Source organism: Comamonas sp. JNW (assembly GCF_003105075.1).
GTDB classification, from domain to species: Bacteria; Pseudomonadota; Gammaproteobacteria; order Burkholderiales; family Burkholderiaceae_C; genus Comamonas; species Comamonas squillarum.
Genome location: NZ_QETI01000004.1, coordinates 160,138 through 180,667, shown reverse-complemented (window position 1 = coordinate 180,667; position 20,530 = coordinate 160,138). Strand labels below are relative to the sequence as shown.

Genomic DNA, 20,530 nt, shown 5'->3' with positions numbered 1-20,530 from the left:
ACCATGAAACAACGCATTCTCTCTTTGAGCGTGGCCTGCAGCCTGGCTTTGCTGGCCGGTGCCAGCGCAGCGCAAGGCATGAAGGCCAGCGGCGACAGCGCATCGGCTCGCATGCGGGCCCCTGGCGCAGGCCTGGCCACGCCGACGGCCGTTCCTTCGGTGGCCATCCCGGCGGCCGCTGTTGCCCAGCGCAGCAGCAATGCCCCGCGCTCTGCGGACTTCATCGTCGCGGTCGTCAATTCCGAGCCGGTCACCAACGTCGAAGTGCAGCAGCAGTACGAACGCCTGCGCGCCCAGGCCGAGGCCAACAACATGCCCGCCGAGACCGCTCGCCGCCAGGCGCTGGAGATGCTGATCGGCCAGAAGATCCAGCTGCAGATGGCTGCCGAGCGCAACATCACGGTGGACAACTTCGCCGTGCAACAGGCCGAAGAGTCCGTCGCGCGCCAAAACAGCATGACCATGCCCGAGCTGCGCCGCCGCCTGGCCAGCGAAGGCATTCCGGAAGCGCAGTTCCGCGCCGATCTGAAAAAGCAGCTGGTGATCCAGAAGCTGCGCGAGGCCGAGGTGGACTCCAAGGTGCGCGTGAGCGACCTCGACATCGACCAGTACCTGCGCGAGCAAAAGGCCAAGGCCGGCATGGCCAGTGCCGCCACCCAGCTCAACCTGGGCCACATCCTGATCACCGTGCCAGAAAACGCCAGCGACGACCAGGTCAAGCAGCTGCAGGCCAAGGCCCAGCAGGCGGCCGAAAAGATCCGCGCTGGCGAAGACTTTGGTGCCGCCGTGGCCGAGTTCTCCGATGTGCCCGACGGCAAGGGCGGCGGCGCCATGGGCCTGCGCCCGGCCGACCGCTACCCCGAGCTGTTCGTCAAGGCCACACAGTCCACCCCGCTGGGCGCCATTGCCGGCCCGGTGCGCTCGCCTGCGGGCTTCCACATCCTGAAGGTGCTGGAGAAGACCAGCGGTGAGGTGCCCGCCATCGTCACCCAAAGCCATGCCCGCCACATCCTGCTGCGCCCCGGCCCCCAGCTGAGCGAAGCCCAGGCCGTGGAGCGCCTCGAAGACTACCGCCGCCGTGTACTGGCCAAGCAGGACACGTTCGAAGACCTGGCCAAGCGCTACTCGGAAGACGGCAGCGCCAAGGAAGGCGGCGACCTGGGCTGGGCCAGCCCACGCAAGTTCGTGCCGGAGTTCGAAGAAGCGCTCAACGCACTGCAGCCCGGCGAGATCAGCCAGCCCATTGCCAGCCGCTTTGGTATTCACCTGATCCAGCTGCTCGAGCGCCGCGAAGCCAAGCTCAACCAGCGCGAGCAGCGCGACATGGTGCGCTCCATCGTGCGCGAGAACAAGCTCGAGCAGGCCTTCAGCACCTGGGCGCAGGAAGCCCGTGCGCGGGCCTACGTGGAATACCGCGAGCCGCCCCAGTAACCCATCCAGCGGCCTGGGGCGCGATGACCCTGCCCGGCGCTGTGGCGCTGCGGCGGTGTCATCATCGGCCTAGGTCTGCCCACTCCAAGAGCGGTGCTTTCGCACCGCTTTGTCATTGCATGAAACACATTCCCCGCAAGCGCTTTGGCCAGAACTTTCTGACCGATCGCGCCGTCATCGACGCGATTGTCGACGCCATCCACCCGCTGCCCGGCCAGACGGTGGTGGAGATCGGCCCGGGCCTGATGGCGCTGACCCAGCCGCTGGTCGAGCGCCTGGGCAAGCTCAGCGTCATTGAGCTCGACCGCGATCTGGCCGTGCGCCTGCGCACGCACCCGCAGCTCGATGTGGTCGAGTCCGATGTGCTGAAGGTCGATTTCCGCGCCCTCGCCCAGCGCCTGGGCGTGGACAAGCTGCGCGTGGCCGGCAACCTGCCCTACAACATCTCCAGCCCCATCCTGTTTCACCTGCTCGACCAGGTCGATGTGGTCGAAGACCAGCACTTCATGCTGCAAAAAGAGGTGATCGACCGCATGGTGGCCGCACCCGCCACCTCCGACTACGGGCGCCTGACGGTCATGCTGCAGTGGCGCTATGCGATGGAGAACGTGCTCTTTGTGCCGCCCGAGAGCTTTGACCCGCCCCCCAAGGTGGACAGCGCCGTCGTGCGCATGGTCCCGCGCGCCGAGCCCGCCCAGCTCGATGCCAAGCTGCTCGAAGACCTGGTGCGCGTGGCCTTCAGCCAGCGCCGCAAGATCTTGCGCAACACCTTGGGCAAATGGCTGGAGGAAAAAGGCTACAGCGGCAACTTCGACCTGCAGCGCCGCGCCGAAGAAGTGCCGGTGGCCGAATACGAACAGGCCGCTGCCAGCCTCTCAGCAGCTTCCAAGGTGGCCTGAGCGTTGGGGCCCCGCCCATAAGCAAAACGCCCGGCGCAAGCCGGGCGTTTTTTCTGGGTCATCAGCAAGCCGATCAGAGGAAAGAGTAAAAGCAGCGAAAAGGCACCTTGCGCTCGGCCCAGTACTCGGCCGCATCGCGAAACACATCGAGCAGCTGCTCGCGCGCTTCGCGGTCAAACTTCATCGCAGTCGGGATCTGGTCCAGCACCACGACAAAGCCGGGCTGGGGGCCACTCTTGTGCAAAGGGTCGGTCAGGCAGTCGAACAGCGCGTCGAAGTTCTTGCCGTAGTGCGACGGAAAATAAAACTGCATGCCAATCAACTCGAGCACATCGGCCTTGGACAGGGCGTGCGCCAGATTGGCGTACAAAAAGTGCTGCCCCAGGTTCTGGGCTGCGTCGCGCAGGTCTTCCAACCGGTAGGCACGAATGGCCTGCACGATGTTGGGACGCACAAAACGCAGCGATGTATCTTGTACCTGACGAAGTGGAGTGTCCATCTCCGTTGCTCTTTCCATTAGCATTTTTTAAAAACCACACCCCATCCCTGGGGCTCATTGGGCATTGTTGACTTAGCACATCACTCTGCGCAAGACATCTCTTGCGGAAAAGCGACATAGGAGGAATCTGACTGGCTAATTCACAATACGCCGAAAGCTGCTGTAGTGATCCTGGGTGTAGTAGCAAGTATCGGGCATTGTGGCGACCTGACCGCCACAAATAATGCGACGCGCCCCCCGATCACGGGAGCCGGGTGTCTTGACGGTGTATTCCCGGTAGTAACCACGCGGGTACCTGGGCAGGTTGCGTTCACGGTTACCAAATACCGAGCCGTCCTTGTCATAAGGAAAAGGGCCGCCCTCGAAGATCAATGCATAGGTTTTGCGGCCTTGTGGCGGCAATTCGGCCACAGCCACGACCGGCCCATCGAATGCGGAAAGCCCGCTGCCTCGGGCCTGAACCCCAGGCGGCAGCGCAGCCATGACCGCAGCGAGCACACCAGCCTTCACAGACGAGCGGGCCAGAAAACCCCATGCTTTGAGCATCGACAACACCTTTCAGAACTGCGGGCGCACCGAAAGTTCAGCCGGTCAGTGTGACGGATTGCCCCCCAAAATGCAAGAAGCCTGCCCAAAATTTGAGCAGGCTTCTCAGTATTTTACAGCTGCAAGCGTGGCAGACTCAAGCCAAATGCGCTGTAAATATCTTTATCAGCGCGCAAAATTCGCGTCCGCTACCGCAACAGCCGTCATGTTGACAATGCGGCGCACCGTGGCGCTGGGGGTCAAAATATGCACCGGTTGCGCGGCGCCCAGCAGAATCGGGCCAATGGCGATATTGCCGCCAGCGGCCGTTTTGAGCAGGTTGTAGCTGATATTGGCCGCATCGATGTTGGGCAGCACCAGCAGATTGGCGTTACCTACCAGCGGGCTCTCGGGCATGATGCTGGCGCGTTGCTTCTGGTCCAGCGCCACATCGCCGTGCATCTCGCCATCCACTTCCAGCCAGGGCGCCTGGATGCGCAGCAGCTCCAGCGTCTGGCGCATCTTGATGGCGCTGGGCTGGTTGCTGGAGCCAAAGTTCGAGTGCGACAGCAGCGCGGCCTTGGGCTTGATACCAAAGCGCATCATCTCCTCGGCCGCCATGATCGTGATCTCGGCGAGCTGCTCGGCCGTCGGGTCGTAGTTCACATGGGTGTCGACCAGGAAGACCTGGCGCTCGGGCAGCAGCAGGCCGTTCATGCAGGCGTAGGTCGCCGTGCCGGCGCGCTTGCCAATCACCTGGTCGATGTAGTGCAGGTGGATGGCGGTGTTGTTCCAGGTGCCGCAGATCAGGCCATCGACCTCGCCCTTGTGCAGCAGCATGCAGCCAATCAGGGTCAGGCGGCGGCGCATTTCGATCTTGGCGATCGGCACCGTCACGCCCTTGCGCTCGGCCATGCGGTGGTAGGACTGCCAGAAATCGCGGTAGCGGTCGTCATGCTCGACGTTGACCACATCGTAGTCCGTGCCTTCCTTGAGGCGCAGGCCGAACTTCTCGATGCGCTGGGCAATGATCGCCGGGCGGCCGATCAAGGTGGGGCGCGCCACACGCTCGTCCACGACGATCTGGGCCGCACGCAGGATACGCTCTTCCTCGCCTTCGGCGTAGGCAATGCGCTTTTTCGCAGCGCGCTTGGCCGCCATGAAGATGGGCTTCATCGCGGTGCCGGAGGCGTAGACAAAAGTCTGCAGGTGCTCGCGGTAAGCATCCATGTCCTGGATCGGACGCTCGGCCACGCCGCATTCCGCTGCCGCCTGCGCCACAGCGGGCGCAATCTTCATCATCAGGCGCGGGTCAAACGGCTTGGGGATCAGGTACTCGGGGCCAAAGGACAGGTCCTGGCCGGCATAGGCATTGGCGACCTCTTCGGTCTGCTCGGCCTGGGCCAGGTCGGCAATCGCGTGCACCGTGGCGATTTCCATCTCGGTGGTGATCGTCGTCGCGCCGCAATCGAGCGCGCCCCGGAAGATATAGGGGAAGCACAGCACGTTGTTGACCTGGTTCGGGTAGTCCGAACGGCCGGTCGCCATGATGATGTCGTCGCGCACCGCCTTGGCGTCTTCGGGCGAGATCTCGGGATTGGGGTTGGCCAGCGCAAAAATGATGGGGCGCGCAGCCATGCGCTGCACCATGTCGGGCTTGAGCACGCCGCCCGCCGACAGGCCCAGGAACACATCGGCGCCGTCAATCACCTGCGACAACGTGCGCTTGTCGGTTTCTTGCGCGAAAAGCTCCTTATCTTCGTCCATCAGCTCGGTACGGCCTTTGTAGACCACGCCAACGATGTCGGTGACAATCACGTTTTCGCGCTTGAGGCCGATCTCCAGCAGCAGGTTCAGGCAGGCAAGCGCTGCAGCGCCCGCCCCCGAGGCCACCAGCTTCACTTCTTCAATCTTCTTGCCTGCGACCTTGAGCGCATTGACCATGGCCGCTGCCACAGTGATCGCGGTGCCGTGCTGGTCGTCGTGGAAGACCGGGATCTTCATGCGCTTGCGCAGTTCACGCTCCACATAGAAGCACTCGGGCGCCTTGATGTCTTCCAGATTTACGGCGCCAAAGGTGGGCTCCAGCGCGGCGATCACTTCCACCAGCTTCTGGGGGTCTTTTTCGTTGATTTCGATGTCAAAAACATCGACACCTGCAAATTTCTTGAACAGAACACCCTTGCCTTCCATCACCGGCTTGGAGGCCAGCGCGCCGATGTCGCCCAGACCCAGCACAGCCGTGCCGTTGGAGATCACGGCCACCAGGTTGCCACGGCTGGTGTACTTGAAGGCAGCTGCCGGATCCTTGACGATTTCTTCGCAAGGTGCAGCTACGCCGGGCGAATAGGCCAGCGCCAGGTCATGCTGGTTGGCCATGGGCTTGGTCGCGGCAATCGCCACCTTGCCGGGGCGGGGAAACTGGTGGTACTCCAGTGCGGACTGGCGCAGCAGCGCACGCTTGTCCACCGCAGTGGGGGTTGAATTCTTCTCAGTCATGGCGGTCTCCGGCATCACGCAGCATTCACTACGAAAAACAGCTGGAACATGCTGCCATCTGCATGCATGTCTCAACAGTATGTCCAAGGGCCCAGAACGATTTTCCCACGGCCAAATGCTGTGGATCGTATACAAGGCACTCACCATTCTAGGCGCAGGCTAAAAATCAAGTATTCCAGTCGCCGTCTAGAACTATGAAAAAGATGTATAGCTTTTTCCAGTTTAGGCATACATTGCGTAAAGCCCGCCCATCTCGGCGGAAGCCAAGGTCTACAATGGCTCACGTTTGCGCTATATAGGCCCTGCAAGGCCTCATTTGTCATGGATTTAATGCTGCTGGTCGTTCTCATCCTGGGCGTGAGCTATGTGCTGCGCGCCAAGGCCCAAAAGCAGCGCATCGCCTTGCTGGCCCAATATTTGCGTAATTACGACATCGAAAAGCTGATGGAGCGCCTGGTCAGCAGCTACATGCGGGCGCTGGACGAGAAAGACAGCAACCGCCAGCAGCAAATCTGGGAGCTGCAGGCATCGGTGGAAAACAGCCTGGCCAGCCAGTTCAGCAGCTTTGCCGACACCTTGGCCAAGGCGCCCGAGCCGGCCAATGGTGCCACGTTCAAGATCAGCACCCAAAGCTTTTACTTCCCCTTCTCGCAGCTGATCGACAAGCTCCAGGGCGGCAGCAGGTCCTTTGACCTGCGCACCGCCATCCGCCTGCATGCCGATGGCATTGCACGCGTAGTGGCCAACACCGCCGGCCGCAGCCCCAAGGACCGCGCCTTTACGCTGCTGGCCGAGATGTATCTGATGCAGCACACCTGCCACTGGTACTGCAAATCCAAGGCCGTGGCCTCGGCGCGCATGCAGCTGCGCAACCAGACCACCTATGAGCAGGTTATACAGAGCGTCTCGCCCGAGACGCGCAATGCCTATCTGGCGCTGCTGGGCGAGCGCTGATTGCCGTGATTGGCTGACACCTGGGCGCCCGGCCTGCGGCGACAATGTCGGTGTTACCAGTACCACTACAGGGAAAAGCCCATGCCAGCCATTCCAACCCGACTTGCCGCCCTGGCAGCCGTCGTTGCCACTGCCAGCCTGCTGAGCGCCTGTGACGAACGCCCCGGGCCCATGCAGCCTATCTCCGGCACGGTAGCGGCTTCGCGCCAGCCCTTGCCCGACAAGCCGCTGTTCAACGCGCCCATCACCGACAGCCACTCGGTGCTGCCCCCCGCCAAGGCCGACAAACACGATCCGCTCCCCCCTGCGGTGCCACTGGCTTCTGCCGATGACCCCAAGACCTCCAACGGCGGCACCACGGCAGAAGGCGGCAGCGTGAACCCCTCGGCCGGCATGGGCGCCGTCATCACCGACAGCAAGGGCGCGCAGCACGAAGCCGATGGCAAGCCTTGACCGGTCTGCGGCGCGGGTGCCGCATCGCCAATCAGGCACCGTCCTTGCTAGCTAGCTGGCCATGACGACCTCCAACACCCACCCCGCTGCGCTGGTTCTGGAGGCGCGGCCTCTGACCGCGCACAACTTCTCGGCCTTTGGCACCGTGATTGGCCTGGCCGACCCCAGCCTGCCCAGCCAGTCCATCAACCAGGGCAATGCGCTGCGCTATGACCTGCTGCCCGATCTGCAGCTGACGGCGCAAGGCGGCTGGCCGATGCTGGCGCTGTTTCGCGCGCAGGCGCGGCAGTTTCCGCTGGCGGTGACCGAGGTCGAATGCCATGCACTGGGCAGCCAGAGCTTTGTGCCACTGGGCACCCAGCGCTTTGTCGTGGTGGTGGCCGCTGCCGGCCCCGCCCCCAAGGCTGACGACATGCAGGCCTTTGTCACCGATGGCCGCCAGGGCATCGTGCTGGCACCCGGCACCTGGCACCATGCCTTGCTCGCCGTCGAGGGCGGTGATTTCGCCGTCATCGAGCGGCGCGCCGATGCGCTGGACTGCCGCTGCGAAGCAATCAGCGCGCCGCTGCAGGTCCGCCTGCCCGCCGATCTCGCTTAATCACTTACACCGCAGCCGCCAGCTGCTGCGCAATCGCGATCAAGCTGCGGTCCGTGCCTGCCGGGCCCAGCAGCGAGATCCCCAAGGGCGCGCCGTCGCGGCTGGCCAGCGGCAGCGAGATCTGCGGAAAACCCGCCAAGCCCGCCAGGCACAGCATCTGCACCGCCTGGTTGCGGTAGGCCTCCAGCGATACCTCATCGGCGCTGCGCAGTGGCGCAATATCGGGCATGGTCGGCATCACCAGCACGCCATCGCTGCCCAGCAGATCGGCCAGATGCTGGCGGAAGCGCGCACGGAACTGCTCGGCCTCCTGCACCTGGGCATCGCTCACATTGCTCGACCAGTCAAAGCGCTCCTTCACGCCCGGGCCCAGCACCGGCGCATAGCGGCTGATAAAGGCGCCATCGGTCATCCAGGCTTCGCGCCCCTGGATATAGCGAAAGCTCCAGTACATCGCGTCGAAAGAATCGAGCACCGCATTGCAATCCTGCGCGCTGCCCAGCAGCTGTGTGATCTGCTGCAGCGCGCCATCCCAGGCCGGGCGCACGGCGCTGTCCACCAGGCCCCAGACGTCGCTGGGCATCAGCAGGCGTGGGCGGGCCGGCAGCAGCGTCGTGTCGGGCGCCAGCAGCACATCGGCCACGCGGGCAAAGGTGTGGGCATCGCGGGCCAACCAGCCGCAGGTATCCAGGCTGTGGCACAGCGCCAGGGCTGACTCCAGGCTCACCCGGCCATGCGTGGGCCGTATGCCGTACAGGCCGCAGTGGCTGGCCGGCGCACGCACCGAGCCGCCCGTGTCCGTGCCCAGCGCAAAGTCGCACAGCCGGCTCGATACCGCCGAGGCTGAGCCCGATGACGAACCGCCGGTGATGCGCGCGGGCGCGTTGCCATTGATCGGCGCGCCAAAGTGGGCGTTGTTGCCATTCATCGAGAACGCCAGCTCATCGGTCACCGTCTTGCCCGCCAACGCCGCGCCGGCATCGAGCAGCTTTTGCACCGTGGGCGCCGTCTGCGTCTTGATGCCGGACAGGGCCAGCAGCAGCGGGTTGCCGCCCCCCGTGGGATAGCCGGCAATGTCGAACAGGTCCTTCACCCCAAAGTACAGGCCGCTGAGCGGGCCGGTGGCGGCATGGCGCACCGGCACATCGGGGTAGGGAACAAAGGCATGGGCAGGGTCGTGCAAGGGCATGGTGGGGTCAGTCCTGGGCAAAAAAATAGAAATGCAGGGGCCTAAGCAGCGGCCAGCACGTTGGGCGCAAAGGCTGCCGCCGTTGCAGTGTGCACGCAGCGCGCCATATGGCCAGGCGCCAGCGTGACCGGCTCCGGCACCGCTTGCAGGCAGGCGGCCGTGGCCAGCTTGCAGCGCGGTGCAAAGGCGCAGCCCGGCGGGATGGCGGTCAGATCGGGCGGCGCGCCAGCAATGGTCTGCAGCGGCTGGCCGCGCTCCATAGCGCCATGGGATCGGCTTTGCAGCAAGGCCATGGTGTAGGGGTGGCGCGGGCTGCGGATCAGCTGCTCGGCTGTGCCCTCTTCGACGATGCGGCCCGCGTACATCACCGCAATGCGGTCGGCCACTTCCACCGCCGCGCCAATGTCGTGGGTCACAAACACAATGCCCAGGCCCAGCTCACGCTGCAGCTCGCGCAGCAGCAACAGGATCTGGATCTGCACGGTGGCATCGAGGGCGGTGGTGGGCTCGTCGGCCAGCAGCACCTGCGGGTTGCAGGCCAGGGCCAGCGCAATCATCGCCCGCTGGCGCATGCCGCCCGACATCTCATGCGGATAGGCCTTGAGGCGCTGCTCCGGGCTGGGAATGCGCACCCGCTCGAACAGCGCCAGCGCGCGCTGCTGCGCCTCGCTCTGGCTCACGCGCTCGTGCCGGCGTATGGCTTCGACAATCTGCGCGCCCACCGGGTAGACCGGGTCCAGCGCCAGCAAGGGGTCCTGAAAAATCATCGCGCAGGTCTTGCCGCGAAAGTCGTTGAGCGCACCGCCGCGCAGCGCCAGCACATCCTGGCCGGCGACCCGGATCTGGCCCTTCATCGTGGTCTTGCGCTCGGGGTGCAGGCGCAGCAGGCTGCGCAGGGTCACGCTCTTGCCCGATCCCGATTCGCCAATCAGCGCCACCGCTTCGCCCTTGGCGACCGACAGGCTCACGCCGCTGACGGCCTGGACCACTTTCTTGCCGCTGGCAAACTGCACATTCAGGTCCTGGATCTGGACCAGGGGAGGAGAGGCTGTGTTCATCGTGGTGCTCCGGGTTCAGGCGGCCAGCGCAGCAGCGGCGGCCAGGGGGTGGCCACTGCCAGGCTCATGCACCAGGCAGCGCGCGGCATGGTGCAGCTGCACCGGGGTGACGGCCGGCGCGGCCTGGGCGCAGACCGGCGCCGCCAGGGGGCAGCGCGGGTGAAAGCGGCAACCCGTGGGCGGGTTGATGGGGTTGGGCGGGTCACCAGCCAGCGGGGCCACCAGGGTGCGGTGGCTCGGGTCCATCGACGGCACCGACGACAGCAAGGCCTTGGTGTAGGGGTGGGCCGGCGCGGCAAATAGCGCATCCGACGGGCCGATCTCGGCCACCTGGCCGAGGTACATCACCATCACCCGGTCGCTGATGTAGTGCACGACGCCCAGGTCATGGCTGATGAAGACATAGGTCAGGCCAAACTCGCGCTTCAGATCAGCCAGCAGGTTCAGCACCTGGGCCTCCACCGATTTGTCGAGCGCCGAGACCGCCTCGTCCAGGATCACCATGCGCGGCTGCAAGGCCAGCGCGCGCGCAATGTTGATGCGCTGGCGCTGGCCGCCCGAGAGCTCATGCGGGTAGCGCTCCGCAAAGCGGGCCGGCGCCAGGCCCACCCGGTCCATCAAATGGTGCGCGCGGGCGACCGCCTCCTTGCGCGAGACGCCATGCACCTGCGGGCCAAAGGCGATCGAGTCCTCGATGGTCAGGCGCGGGTTGAGCGAGGCATAGCTGTCCTGGAAAACCATCTGCACCTGGCGGCGAAACTCCTTGAGGCTCAAATCCCGCGAGCCCACCGTGCGGCCATCGAACACCAGCTCGCCGGCGGTCGGGTCCATCAGGTGCATCAACAGGCGCGCCGTGGTCGACTTGCCGCAACCGGACTCGCCCACCACGCCCAGGGTCTCGCCCTTGAGCACCTCGAAATCGACACCATCGACCGCGCGCACCAGCTTGCCTTGCTTGAGCGGGAAATGCTTGGTCAACCCGCGCACCGTCAGCAGCGGCTGGGCCGGGCCACCCACATCGGCGGCCAGGGTGGCAGCCGGGTTCAGAGAAGAAGGCTGGAGCATGGCTTACCCCTTGTTGTCCATGGCCGTGCGCAGGCCATCGGAGAGCAGATTGAAGGAGATGGAGGTGATGAAGATCATCAGCCCCGGCAAGGCCGCCACCCAGGGCTGGGTGTAGATCGCCGTGCGCAAGGTGTTGAGCATCAGGCCCCATTCGGGCTCGGGCGGCTTCACACCCAGGCCCAGAAACGACAGGCCCGAGGCCAGGATCATCGACACCGCAATCAGGCTGGTGGCGTAGACAAAGATGGGGCCCAGCACATTGCCCAGCACATGCACGCGCACGATGGTGAAGGCGCTGGCCCCAGTGGCGCGCGCGGCCTCCACATAGTCGCGGTTGCGGGCCTGGGCCGTCACGCTCTCGGCCACGCGGGCGATCTGCGGGATAAAGACAATCGTCAGCGACACCAGCGAGTTGAAGATGCCCGCGCCCAGCGCACCCGACAGCGCAATGGCCAGCAGCACCGAGGGGAAGGCATAGAACACATCGATGGTGCGCATGATCACCGTGTTGGTGCGCCCCCCCGCGTAGCCGGCCACAATGCCGATACCCGTGCCAATCACAAAGGCCAACAGCACCGGGGTGATGCCCATGAACAGCGACAGGCGTGCGCCCATCATCAGGCGCGAGAGCATGTCGCGGCCCAGCTCATCGCTGCCCAGTGGCAGGCCCGCGGTGCCGATGGGCTTGAGCCGCTTGAGCATGGAGGCCAGGTAGGGGTCGGACGGCGTGATCCAGGGCGCCAGCGCCGCCACCACAATCAGCAGCACAATGACGGCGGCCGCGCCCATGGCCACCGGGTCGCGCAGCAGGCGCTGCAGCACCGAGGACCAATAGCCGCGTGAGCGCTGGGCCGGCAGCGGCTGCACCTGGGCCGCTGCTGCATCGGGAAGGGAAAGACTGGTCATGGGGACGGAACCTCCAGAAATCTGCGCTCAGCGGGCGATGCGGGGATCGAGCAAGGTCTGCACCACGTCGATGATGAGGTTGAGCAGCACAAAGAAAACGGCCAGCACCAGGATGGAGCCCTGCAGCAGCGGCAGATCGCGCTGGAAGATGGCCTGGTTGAGCAAAAAGCCGGTGCCCGGCCAGGAGAACACGGTCTCGATCAGGATGGAGCCGCCCAGCAGGTAGCCCAGCTGCAGGCCCATCACCGCCAGCGCCGTGGGCGCTGCATTTTTGAGCACATGGCGGAAGATGCCCAGATGGCCCAGGCCCTTGGCCTTGAGGCCGAGGATGAACTCCTGGTCCAGCAGCTCAGCCACCAGCGCCCGCACCGTGCGCGCAATGATGCCCATGGGGATCACCGACATGGTGATGGCCGGCAGGATCATGAACTGCACATGCGCCCAGTCCCAGGCCCAGTCGCCCGAGCCACCCGGCCCCGCGCCCGTCGCGGGCAGCCACATCAGCTGCGATGAGAAGACGATCACCATCACCATGCCCAGCCAGTAGTGCGGCACGCTGACGCCCAGCATCGACAGCATCGAGCAGCTGCGGTCCACCCAGGAGTTGCGGAAATAGCCCGCCACAAAGCCAAACAGGCTGCCCAGCACAAAGCCGATCAAGGTCGCCACCACGGCCAGGCGCAAGGTGTTGACCACGGCGGCCATCACCTCGGTGGTCACCGGCCGGCTGGTGGCAATCGACTGGCCCAGATCGCCCTGCAGCGCGCGCCAGACCCAGCGCAGAAACTGCTCGGGCAGCGGCCGGTTAAAGCCATAGAGCTCGCGCATCTGGGCCTGCAGCTCGGCCGATGCATCGGCGGGCAAGACCGACACCAGAGGGTCGCCGGGCGCGATATGCACCAGGGCAAAGCACAGCAGGGCCACGCCCAGCATGATGGGCAGGGTGTAGACAATGCGTCTGAACAGGTAGGCAAGCATGGCGGATCAGAGGTTCGTGGGGGAGAAGCGGACCATGCGGGGTCGCACTGGCGGGTTGGGCCATCGGCCTGCGCCCGGCATGCAGCGATGTCTCAGCACCGGTCTGCATGCCCGGGGACGCCCGGCTTACTTCATCGTCATCGTTGCGATATCGATGAACCAGCTTTGCGGCTGCACCACATGGCCAACCTTGGCCGACATGGCGCGCGGGCCTACATCGTGGGCCACAAACAGGAAGGGCGACTCATCGACCACCAGGGTGTGCAGCTCGGCCAGGGCCTTGTCGCGCTCCTTGGCATCAAAGGTGGTGCGGGCCTTGTCCACCACCGCATCGACCTGCTTGTTGCTGTAGAAGCCCCAGTTGTTGGACAGCGGCGGGAAGGACTTGGTGCTGACAAAGCGCACCATCGCAAAGAAGGGGTCCATGGTGGCGGCCGTCACATTGGTCGCACTGGCCTTGTTGGCGCCCGGGTCCTTGGCGCCCAGGCGCCAGCCGGAGAACAGCGTGTTCCACTCCACCACGTCGAACTCCACATCAAAGAAGCATTCCTTGAGGTTCTGCTGGATGAACTCGTTCATCGGCAGCGGCTGCATCTGGCCCGAGCCCGACGCGGAGGTCTGGATCTTCACCTTGATCGGCTTGCTGGCGCTGAAACCGGCCTGCGTCATCAGCGCCTGCGCGGCCTTCACGTCGTACTTGATCTGGAAGCTGGGGCTGCCGCGCCAGGGGTGGCCGGGCTCAAAGATGCCGGTAGCCGGCTCCATCTGGCCATTCAAGAGCTGCTTCATGCTGGCGCGGTCCACGCAGAGGTTGGCGGCATGGCGCACGCGCTTATCCAACCAGGGCGAGCCCTCGACAAACGAAAACTGCCAAGGCCAGATGTGGGGTTGCAGGTTGGCGTAGACCTTGAAGCCGCGTGCCTTGATGGCATCGAGCGCATCGGGCGCCGGCGCCTCGATCCAGTCCACCTGGCCGCTCATCAGCGCGGCAGTGCGCGAGTTGGCCTCGGGCAGCGGCAGCAGCACCACCTTGTCGATGGTCGGCGTACGCTTGGGGTCCCAGTAGCTGCTGTTCTTGACCATCTCGAAGCGCTCGCGCGGCACCAGGCGTGCGCCCTTGAAGGGGCCGGTGCCCGAGGGGTCGGCGGCAAACGCCGTCCAGGCGGCCTTGCTGCGCTCGGCCTTGCCGCTGACGGAGGCCGGCACTGCAGCCAGCTTCTTGGCCCAGTGCGCGGGCGAGGCCATGAACAGATTGCTCAGGTTGATCGGCAAGAAGGAATCGGGCTCGGTGGTGGTCAGCTCGACGGTCAGGTCATCGATCTTCTTGGCGGACTTGAGCGTGGGCATGCGCGAGGCAGTCACGCCCACCTGGGCCGGGTCAAACTGCTCGGCCTCCTTGTCCAGCACCTTGTTCACGTTCCAGACCACGGCATCGGCCGTGAAGGCGCTGCCATCGTGGAACTTGACGCCGGGGCGCAGCTTGAACAGCCACTTGGTCTTGTCCTTGGCATCCACCTCCCAGGACAGCGCCAGGCCCGGCACCAGCTCGCTGGGCTTGTCGGCCTTGCTCAGGTCCCACTGGGTCAGCGCGTCATACATCGGGATGCCGGTAAAACGGTTGCCCTCAAAACCCTGGTCGGGCTGGCCCGAGGTGCGCGGGATATCGCCCGCAGTCATCGCAATGCGCAGCACCTTTTCCTGGGCCATGGCAGCTCCCGCGCCCAGCGCCAGGGTGACAGCCAGAGCCAGGCTTTTGAGCGCGGGACGGAAGACGGAGAAACCGGAAGACGCTTGCATCACAGGACCTTTCCAAGGAGTGGGGGGATGACAAGTCCAAAGCAAGCTGCGTGCCACATCACACATATCGATAATCGATACAAGTGTTTGATTCATCGATATTTTTGGCATGCTTTATGCGAACGCTCTGCGCATTGTTCGCCTCAACCCAGGAGTACCCGCATGACCCCAATAGACCACCTGCGCATTGATGAAAACCGCCTCTGGCAATCGCTGATGGACCTCGCCCAGATAGGGGCCACGCCCAAGGGCGGTGTCTGCCGCATCGCCTTGACCGACGAGGACAAGGCCGGCCGCGACCAGGTGGTGCAGTGGTTCCGCGACGCAGGCCTGCAGGTGCGTGTGGACGAAGTGGGCAATGTGTTTGGCCGCCGCCCCGGCACCGATCCGCAGGCACGCGCCGTGGCCACCGGCAGCCATATCGACACCCAGCCCACCGGAGGCAAGTTCGATGGCAACTACGGCGTGCTCGCCGGGCTGGAGGTGATGCGCACGCTCAACAGCCATGGCATCCAGACCGTTGCGCCGCTGGAAGTGGCCTTCTGGATGAACGAGGAGGGCACGCGCTTCACGCCGGTGATGATGGGCTCTGGTGCATTTGCGGGAATTTTTGGTGCAGACCACATCCGCTCGCAACAAGATGGTGCAGGCATTACCGTCGGCGCTGAGCTCGCCCGCATCGGCTACCTGGGCGATGTGGCCTGCGGTGATGTGCCCGGTGGCGCGTTTGCCGCTTACTTTGAAGCGCATATCGAGCAAGGCCCGGTGCTGGAAGCCTATGACAAGCCGATTGGCATCGTCAGCGGCGCGCTGGGCCAGCAGTGGTATGACGTGACCGTCACTGGCATGGACGCCCATGCCGGCCCCACGCCGATGGACCTGCGCCATGACGCGATGCTGGCCGCAGCCCGCATGGTCGATGCCGTCAACCGCATTGCGCTGGACCAGGCGCCGCACGGGCGCGGCACCGTCGGCCATCTGCAGGTGCTGCCCAACTCCCGCAATGTGATCCCCGGCCAGGTCAAGTTCAGCGTCGATTTTCGCAACCTCTCGCAGACCGGGCTGGATGCGATGGACGCCGCCATGCGCACCGAGTTTGCGCGCCTCGCTGCCCAGTGCCAGTGCGAGGTGGCCATCGATCAGGTGGTGCGCTTTGCGCCCTGCATCTTCCACCCCGACTGCGTGGCCAGCGTGCGTGGCGCGGCCGACACCTTGGGCTATGACCACATGGAGGTCGTCAGCGGCGCCGGCCATGACGCCGTCTATGTGCACAGCGTCGCGCCCACCGCGATGATCTTTGTGCCCTGCAAGGATGGCATCAGCCACAACGAGATCGAGGACGCCAAGTCCGAGCACCTGGCCGCTGGCTGCAATGTGCTGCTGCATGCGATGCTGGCGCATGCCGGCGTGGCTTGATGCGGCGCTGAAAGGCCATCAAAGCGGTAGAAGAACGTGGAGCGCTCGGGCTCCGCGTTTTTAGTCAGCCGGCAATAGCTGCGACACCGCCCGCGCGCATTCAATCACCAGCGGCGCCAGCGCCTGCTGGGCATCGGCCATGTTCCAGCGGCTGGTGGGCGGCGCCAGGTGGATGGCACCCACGACCACGCCGCGTGCATTGAAGACCGGCGCGGCAATGCCCATGTCGCCCAGAAACAGCTCTTCGCAGTTGGTGGCATAGCCCGTTTGCTGGCACAGCGCCAGGCGCTCCATGACGGCATCCACCGTCGTCAAGGTGGCGCGGGTGCGCGCGGGCATCGGGGCCTGCTGCAGCAGTGCGCGCGCCTCTGGCGCAGGCAGCTGGCTCAGGTAGGCGCGCCCGCAGCTGCTGGCATACAGCGGCACCTGGGTGCCCACCGGTGTCAGCACGGGGATGTGCTGCGTCGTCAGCACCTGGGCCAGGTAGACCATGTGCGTGCCCGCCGGCTCGGACAGGGTCGCCGTCTCGCCGCTTTGCCGCGCCAGCTGCGCCAGATAGGTGTGGGCGGCGCTGATCATCGGGTGCGCCTCCAGGTAGTTGAAACCCAGTTCCACCACGCGCGGCAGCAGCACAAAGCGCCGCGTACTCGGGTGCTTGCCAATATAGCCCAGCGCCTGCAAGGTATGCACCGAGCGCTGGGCTGAGGCCTTGGTCATGCCGGCGGCCTGCGCAATCTCGGCCAGCGTCATGCTGCGGTGCGCGGCATTGAAGGCGCACAGCACCTGCAGGCCCTTGGCCAGCGAGAGGTTGAACAGGCTGTCGGAGGCGGGCTCAGACAAAGCCGCCACCGATGGGTGTGCCGGTGGCGTGCTGGGGGAGGTGCTGCGGGCTGCGGCTTCGGCTGAAGCGGCGGTGTCCGGCGATCGGCGGTGGGCGGTGCTGGTGCGCATGGTGCAAAGGCTGGGGGCAATGCCTCAGCCTTCGCAAGAAACGCACCAACTTGCAGCCTGGCCCTTCGCGGGGCGGCTGCATCCAGGTATTAGCGGCTGCTTGGGAAGCTGAACACCGCGCCGTCGCGCACACCGGCGCTGGGCCAGCGCTGGGTGATGGTCTTGCGCTTGGTGTAGAAGCGCACGGCGTCAGGCCCGTAGGCGTGCAGGTCACCAAACAGGCTGCGCTTCCAGCCGCCAAACGAGTGGTAGGCCACAGGTACCGGCAGCGGCACATTGATGCCGACCATGCCCACCAGAATGTGGTCGCTGAAGTAGCGGGCCGCTTCCCCATCGCGGGTGAAGATGCAGGTGCCGTTGCCGTACTCGTGCGCGTTGATCAGGTCCATCGCCTCCTGCAAGGTCTTGACCCGCACAATGCCCAGCACCGGGCCAAAGATCTCTTCCTGGTAGATCTTCATGCCGGGGCGCACGTTGTCGAACAGGCAGGGGCCCAGGAAGTAGCCTTCCTCATGGCCTGCCACCTGCAGGCTGCGCCCGTCGATCAGCAGCTTGGCGCCCTCTTGCACACCGCTGTCCACATAGGCCTTGACCTTCTCGAAATGCGGCTTGGTGATCAGCGGACCCATGTCATTGCCGTTGTCGGTGCCCGGGCCCACCTTCATCTTGGCGATCTCGGCGCTGAGACCCGCAATCATCTGCTCAGCCACCTCGTCGCCCACGGCCACCACCAGCGGCACGGCCATGCAGCGCTCGCCGCAGCTGCCGTAGGCGGCGCCCATCATCGCGGTCACGGCGTTGCTGATGTCGGCATCGGGCATCACCACCGCATGGTTCTTGGCACCGCCCAGCGCCTGCACGCGCTTGCCGTTTTTGCAGCCTTCGCCGTAGATGTACTCTGCAATCGGGGTCGATCCGACAAAGCTCACCGCCTTGACGCGCGGGTCATGCAGCAGGGTGTCGACCGCTTCCTTGTCACCATTGACGACGTTGAGCACGCCCGGTGGCAGGCCGGCCTCCTGCGCCAGCTGGGCAATGAAGAGTGCGCTGGTCGGATCGCGCTCGGAGGGCTTGAGCACAAAGGTATTGCCGCAGGCCACGGCCATGGGCCACATCCACAAAGGCACCATCGCGGGGAAGTTGAAGGGCGTGATGCCTGCCGTCACACCCAGCGCCTGGAACTCGCTCCAGCTGTCGATATTGGGGCCCACATTGCGGCTGTGCTCGCCCTTGAGCAGCTCGGGCGCGTAGCTGGCGAACTCGACGTTCTCGATACCGCGTTGCAGCTCGCCATGCGCATCGGCCAGCACCTTCCCGTGCTCGGCGGTGATCATCGCTGCGATCTTGTCGGCGTTCTGCTCCAGCAGCACCTTGAGCTGGCCCATGATGCGCGCGCGCTTGAGCGGCGGCGTATTGCGCCAGGCGGGGAAGGCCTTTTCGCCAGAGGCAATCGCTGCCTCCACCGTGGCCTTGCTGGCCAGCTCCACGCTCACCGTCGATTGGCCCGTCGCCGGGTTGAACACCGGCTGCGTGCGGCCGCCATCGTGCACGATCTTGCCGTCGATCAAATGGCCTACCGTGGCCGTCACATTCTTGTCGTGGTTCATCAAAGTCTCTCTTGGAAATGTCTCGAAATGGGGGGCGAAATAACGCGGGTCTGAACGCAAAATGCTGCTGGCCGGTGCGTCACCGTCGCCAGCAGCCAGGGGCGCGCCATCAGTTGGTTTCAGCCAGCGCGTCGCCCAGCGCGTTGATCAGGCGGTCGATCTCGGCCTTTTCGCTGATGAAGGGCGGCGCCAGCTGGATGGTGTCGCCACCATAGCGCACGTAGAAGCCTTTTTCCCAGCACTTCATTGCGATCTCATAGGGGCGCTTGGCCGGCTCGCCGGGCAGCGCGGCAATCGTAAAGCCAGCAGCCAGGCCATAGTTGCGGATGTCGGCGATGTGCTTGGCGCCCTTCAAGCTGTGCACAGCGTTTTCAAAGTACGGCGCCAGCGCCTTGACGCGGCCGGGCATGTCTTCTTTTTCCAGTATGTCCATAACAGCCACACCGGCCGCGCAGGCCACCGGGTGGGCCGAGTAGGTGTAGCCGTGGGCAAACTCCAGCATGTACTCGGGGCCGCCTGCGGCCATGAAGGTGTCGTAGATCTCTTTCGTCACCACGCAGCCGCCGAGCGGCTGGGCGCCATTGGTCACCTGCTTGGCAAAGTTCATGATGTCGGGCACCACGCCAAAGGCTTCGGCACCGGTCCAGGCACCGCAGCGGCCAAAGCCGGTGATGACCTCATCAAAAATCAGCAGAATGCCGTTTTGCGTGCAGATTTCGCGGATGCGTTCCAGATAGCCCTTGGGCGGGATCACCACACCGGCCGAGCCCGAGAACGGCTCGACGATCACTGCGGCGATGTTGCTGGCGTCATGCAGCGCGATCACATCGAGCAGCTTGTCAGCCAGCGCGCGGCCGCCTTCATCGGACATGCCCTTCTGGAAGGTGCCGGCCGGTGGCTGGGTGTGCGGCAGGTGGTCGGCCACAATGCCCTGGCCAAACATCTTGCGGTTGCCGGCAATGCCGCCCACCGAGATGCCGCCGTAGTTCACGCCGTGGTAGCCCTTCTCGCGGCCCACCAGCACCGTCTTGCCGGCCTGGCCTTTGAGGCGCCAGTAGGCGCGCACCATCTTGAGCGAGGTGTCGGCCGCTTCGGAGCCCGAGCCGGTGAAGAACACATGGTCCAGGCCTGCTGGCGTGTGCTCCTTGATCTTGTTGGCCAGCGCAAACGAGGCAGGGTGGCCAAACTGGAAAGCCGGTGCGTAATCGAGCTGCAACGCCGCCTTGCCAATCGCCTCGGCCACTTCCTTGCGGCCATGGCCGATGCCCGAGCACCACAGGCCCGAGAGGCCGTCAAAAATCTTGCGGCCATCGGCATCGGTGTAGTAGGCGCCCTGGCCGCTGACGATCATGCGGGGCTGCGCCTTGAAGTTGCGGTTGCCGGTGAAGGGCATCCAGTGCGCGTCCAGCCAGGCTGCATCGGTGCGCAGCGTGGTGCCTGCGTTTTGGTCGTCGATCTGCACAAAGCTCATGGTTTTCTCCTTGGAACGGCGGCGTCCCATTTTCCCAGTGTTGATAGGCGATTGTGGGCCGGTTCTTTTCTTATTCAAATATTGACATATCAAAGCTCACTTGCTGAATTTTGCAAGTAAAGCGGGTGACGCATTCGCACTATACGCGCCGCTCCTCCCGCCCGTACGCAGGGCCCTTCTGCCTGAAAAGCGCTACTGAATAAATAGCTTCGAATGCAGACACAGAGCTTGTTT

Annotated in this window: 18 protein-coding genes; 6 read left to right on the top strand and 12 right to left on the bottom strand. The window is 64.6% G+C overall.

Annotated elements, in window-relative coordinates:
- The first annotated feature begins 3 nt into the window (after positions 1–3).
- Together DCO45_RS08315 and rsmA are read left to right on the top strand one after the other, a co-directional pair.
- A complete protein-coding gene (locus DCO45_RS08315; protein WP_116925405.1) occupies positions 4–1,431 on the top strand; it encodes a peptidylprolyl isomerase in 1,428 nt (475 codons plus the stop codon).
- A gap of 119 nt (positions 1,432–1,550) precedes the next feature.
- Positions 1,551–2,330: a 16S rRNA (adenine(1518)-N(6)/adenine(1519)-N(6))-dimethyltransferase RsmA gene (gene rsmA, locus DCO45_RS08310; protein WP_116925404.1), complete on the top strand. Its 780-nt coding sequence runs from the start codon at positions 1,551–1,553 to the stop codon at positions 2,328–2,330.
- A gap of 73 nt (positions 2,331–2,403) precedes the next feature.
- Here the strand turns inward: rsmA and DCO45_RS08305 are convergent, their stop codons facing one another.
- The 3 genes from DCO45_RS08305 to DCO45_RS08295 all read right to left on the bottom strand — a co-directional run bounded on the left by DCO45_RS08305 (position 2,404) and on the right by DCO45_RS08295 (position 5,853).
- The gene (locus tag DCO45_RS08305) at positions 2,404–2,829 is read right to left on the bottom strand and encodes a barstar family protein (protein ID WP_027010748.1); all 426 of its coding nucleotides are present in this window, start codon (positions 2,827–2,829) and stop codon (positions 2,404–2,406) included.
- Between the two features lie 135 nt (positions 2,830–2,964).
- Positions 2,965–3,312 (bottom strand): ribonuclease domain-containing protein, encoded by a 348-nt coding sequence (locus DCO45_RS08300; protein ID WP_243419294.1) that lies wholly within the window; start codon positions 3,310–3,312, stop codon positions 2,965–2,967.
- A 228-nt stretch (positions 3,313–3,540) separates the two neighbouring features.
- A complete protein-coding gene (locus DCO45_RS08295) occupies positions 3,541–5,853 on the bottom strand; it encodes an NADP-dependent malic enzyme (protein WP_116925520.1) in 2,313 nt (770 codons plus the stop codon).
- 321 nt (positions 5,854–6,174) lie between these two features.
- Here DCO45_RS08295 and DCO45_RS08290 point away from each other — a divergent pair, with 321 nt between their 5' ends.
- The 3 genes from DCO45_RS08290 to DCO45_RS08280 all read left to right on the top strand — a co-directional run bounded on the left by DCO45_RS08290 (position 6,175) and on the right by DCO45_RS08280 (position 7,858).
- A complete protein-coding gene (locus DCO45_RS08290; RefSeq protein WP_116925402.1) occupies positions 6,175–6,807 on the top strand; it encodes a hypothetical protein in 633 nt (210 codons plus the stop codon).
- Positions 6,808–6,888: 81 nt separating this feature from the next.
- Positions 6,889–7,260, top strand: a complete 372-nt coding sequence (locus tag DCO45_RS08285; protein ID WP_116925401.1) for a hypothetical protein — start codon at positions 6,889–6,891, stop codon at positions 7,258–7,260.
- 61 nt (positions 7,261–7,321) lie between these two features.
- Positions 7,322–7,858, top strand: coding sequence for an ureidoglycolate lyase (locus DCO45_RS08280; protein WP_116925400.1), 537 nt, complete (start codon positions 7,322–7,324; stop codon positions 7,856–7,858).
- A gap of 4 nt (positions 7,859–7,862) precedes the next feature.
- Here DCO45_RS08280 and DCO45_RS08275 read toward each other — a convergent pair whose 3' ends face one another.
- From DCO45_RS08275 to DCO45_RS08250, 6 genes are all read right to left on the bottom strand, one after another.
- Positions 7,863–9,047, bottom strand: a complete 1,185-nt coding sequence (locus DCO45_RS08275; protein ID WP_116925399.1) for an amidase — start codon at positions 9,045–9,047, stop codon at positions 7,863–7,865.
- A gap of 41 nt (positions 9,048–9,088) precedes the next feature.
- Positions 9,089–10,105, bottom strand: coding sequence for an ABC transporter ATP-binding protein (locus tag DCO45_RS08270; RefSeq protein ID WP_116925398.1), 1,017 nt, complete (start codon positions 10,103–10,105; stop codon positions 9,089–9,091).
- Between the two features lie 15 nt (positions 10,106–10,120).
- Positions 10,121–11,170: an ABC transporter ATP-binding protein gene (locus DCO45_RS08265; RefSeq protein WP_116925397.1), complete on the bottom strand. Its 1,050-nt coding sequence runs from the start codon at positions 11,168–11,170 to the stop codon at positions 10,121–10,123.
- 3 nt (positions 11,171–11,173) lie between these two features.
- Positions 11,174–12,076: an ABC transporter permease gene (locus DCO45_RS08260; protein ID WP_116925396.1), complete on the bottom strand. Its 903-nt coding sequence runs from the start codon at positions 12,074–12,076 to the stop codon at positions 11,174–11,176.
- Positions 12,077–12,103: 27 nt separating this feature from the next.
- Positions 12,104–13,054 (bottom strand): ABC transporter permease, encoded by a 951-nt coding sequence (locus DCO45_RS08255; protein WP_021024900.1) that lies wholly within the window; start codon positions 13,052–13,054, stop codon positions 12,104–12,106.
- Between the two features lie 126 nt (positions 13,055–13,180).
- Positions 13,181–14,851 carry an ABC transporter substrate-binding protein gene (locus DCO45_RS08250; RefSeq protein ID WP_116925395.1) on the bottom strand — a complete coding sequence of 557 codons (1,671 nt, stop codon included), beginning with the start codon at positions 14,849–14,851 and terminating at the stop codon, positions 13,181–13,183.
- Between the two features lie 162 nt (positions 14,852–15,013).
- On the opposite strand from DCO45_RS08250, the gene DCO45_RS08245 reads away from it, so the two are divergent.
- A complete protein-coding gene (locus DCO45_RS08245; protein WP_116925394.1) occupies positions 15,014–16,267 on the top strand; it encodes a Zn-dependent hydrolase in 1,254 nt (417 codons plus the stop codon).
- Positions 16,268–16,327: 60 nt separating this feature from the next.
- Here DCO45_RS08245 and DCO45_RS08240 read toward each other — a convergent pair whose 3' ends face one another.
- The 3 genes from DCO45_RS08240 to DCO45_RS08230 all read right to left on the bottom strand — a co-directional run bounded on the left by DCO45_RS08240 (position 16,328) and on the right by DCO45_RS08230 (position 20,296).
- Complete coding sequence (locus DCO45_RS08240) at positions 16,328–17,218, bottom strand: IclR family transcriptional regulator (protein ID WP_116925393.1); 891 nt, start codon at positions 17,216–17,218, stop codon at positions 16,328–16,330.
- A gap of 89 nt (positions 17,219–17,307) precedes the next feature.
- Positions 17,308–18,825, bottom strand: a complete 1,518-nt coding sequence (locus DCO45_RS08235; RefSeq protein WP_116925392.1) for a CoA-acylating methylmalonate-semialdehyde dehydrogenase — start codon at positions 18,823–18,825, stop codon at positions 17,308–17,310.
- Between the two features lie 109 nt (positions 18,826–18,934).
- Complete coding sequence (locus DCO45_RS08230; protein WP_116925391.1) at positions 18,935–20,296, bottom strand: aspartate aminotransferase family protein; 1,362 nt, start codon at positions 20,294–20,296, stop codon at positions 18,935–18,937.
- Positions 20,297–20,530: the final 234 nt, after the last annotated feature.

What these genes read in the sequence shown, in the direction of transcription:
- DCO45_RS08245 (WP_116925394.1), top strand. Translation starts at nt 15,014, where the DNA reads ATGACCCCAATAGACCACCTGCGCATTGATGAAAACCGCCTCTGGCAA.
- DCO45_RS08265 (WP_116925397.1), bottom strand. Translation starts at nt 11,170, where the DNA reads ATGCTCCAGCCTTCTTCTCTGAACCCGGCTGCCACCCTGGCCGCCGAT.
- DCO45_RS08290 (WP_116925402.1), top strand. Translation starts at nt 6,175, where the DNA reads ATGGATTTAATGCTGCTGGTCGTTCTCATCCTGGGCGTGAGCTATGTG.
- DCO45_RS08295 (WP_116925520.1), bottom strand. Translation starts at nt 5,853, where the DNA reads ATGACTGAGAAGAATTCAACCCCCACTGCGGTGGACAAGCGTGCGCTG.
- DCO45_RS08255 (WP_021024900.1), bottom strand. Translation starts at nt 13,054, where the DNA reads ATGCTTGCCTACCTGTTCAGACGCATTGTCTACACCCTGCCCATCATG.
- DCO45_RS08260 (WP_116925396.1), bottom strand. Translation starts at nt 12,076, where the DNA reads ATGACCAGTCTTTCCCTTCCCGATGCAGCAGCGGCCCAGGTGCAGCCG.
- DCO45_RS08270 (WP_116925398.1), bottom strand. Translation starts at nt 10,105, where the DNA reads ATGAACACAGCCTCTCCTCCCCTGGTCCAGATCCAGGACCTGAATGTG.
- DCO45_RS08280 (WP_116925400.1), top strand. Translation starts at nt 7,322, where the DNA reads ATGACGACCTCCAACACCCACCCCGCTGCGCTGGTTCTGGAGGCGCGG.
- DCO45_RS08315 (WP_116925405.1), top strand. Translation starts at nt 4, where the DNA reads ATGAAACAACGCATTCTCTCTTTGAGCGTGGCCTGCAGCCTGGCTTTG.
- rsmA (WP_116925404.1), top strand. Translation starts at nt 1,551, where the DNA reads ATGAAACACATTCCCCGCAAGCGCTTTGGCCAGAACTTTCTGACCGAT.
- DCO45_RS08300 (WP_243419294.1), bottom strand. Translation starts at nt 3,312, where the DNA reads ATGGCTGCGCTGCCGCCTGGGGTTCAGGCCCGAGGCAGCGGGCTTTCC.
- DCO45_RS08240 (WP_116925393.1), bottom strand. Translation starts at nt 17,218, where the DNA reads ATGCGCACCAGCACCGCCCACCGCCGATCGCCGGACACCGCCGCTTCA.
- DCO45_RS08230 (WP_116925391.1), bottom strand. Translation starts at nt 20,296, where the DNA reads ATGAGCTTTGTGCAGATCGACGACCAAAACGCAGGCACCACGCTGCGC.
- DCO45_RS08250 (WP_116925395.1), bottom strand. Translation starts at nt 14,851, where the DNA reads ATGCAAGCGTCTTCCGGTTTCTCCGTCTTCCGTCCCGCGCTCAAAAGC.
- DCO45_RS08285 (WP_116925401.1), top strand. Translation starts at nt 6,889, where the DNA reads ATGCCAGCCATTCCAACCCGACTTGCCGCCCTGGCAGCCGTCGTTGCC.
- DCO45_RS08235 (WP_116925392.1), bottom strand. Translation starts at nt 18,825, where the DNA reads ATGAACCACGACAAGAATGTGACGGCCACGGTAGGCCATTTGATCGAC.
- DCO45_RS08305 (WP_027010748.1), bottom strand. Translation starts at nt 2,829, where the DNA reads ATGGACACTCCACTTCGTCAGGTACAAGATACATCGCTGCGTTTTGTG.
- DCO45_RS08275 (WP_116925399.1), bottom strand. Translation starts at nt 9,047, where the DNA reads ATGCCCTTGCACGACCCTGCCCATGCCTTTGTTCCCTACCCCGATGTG.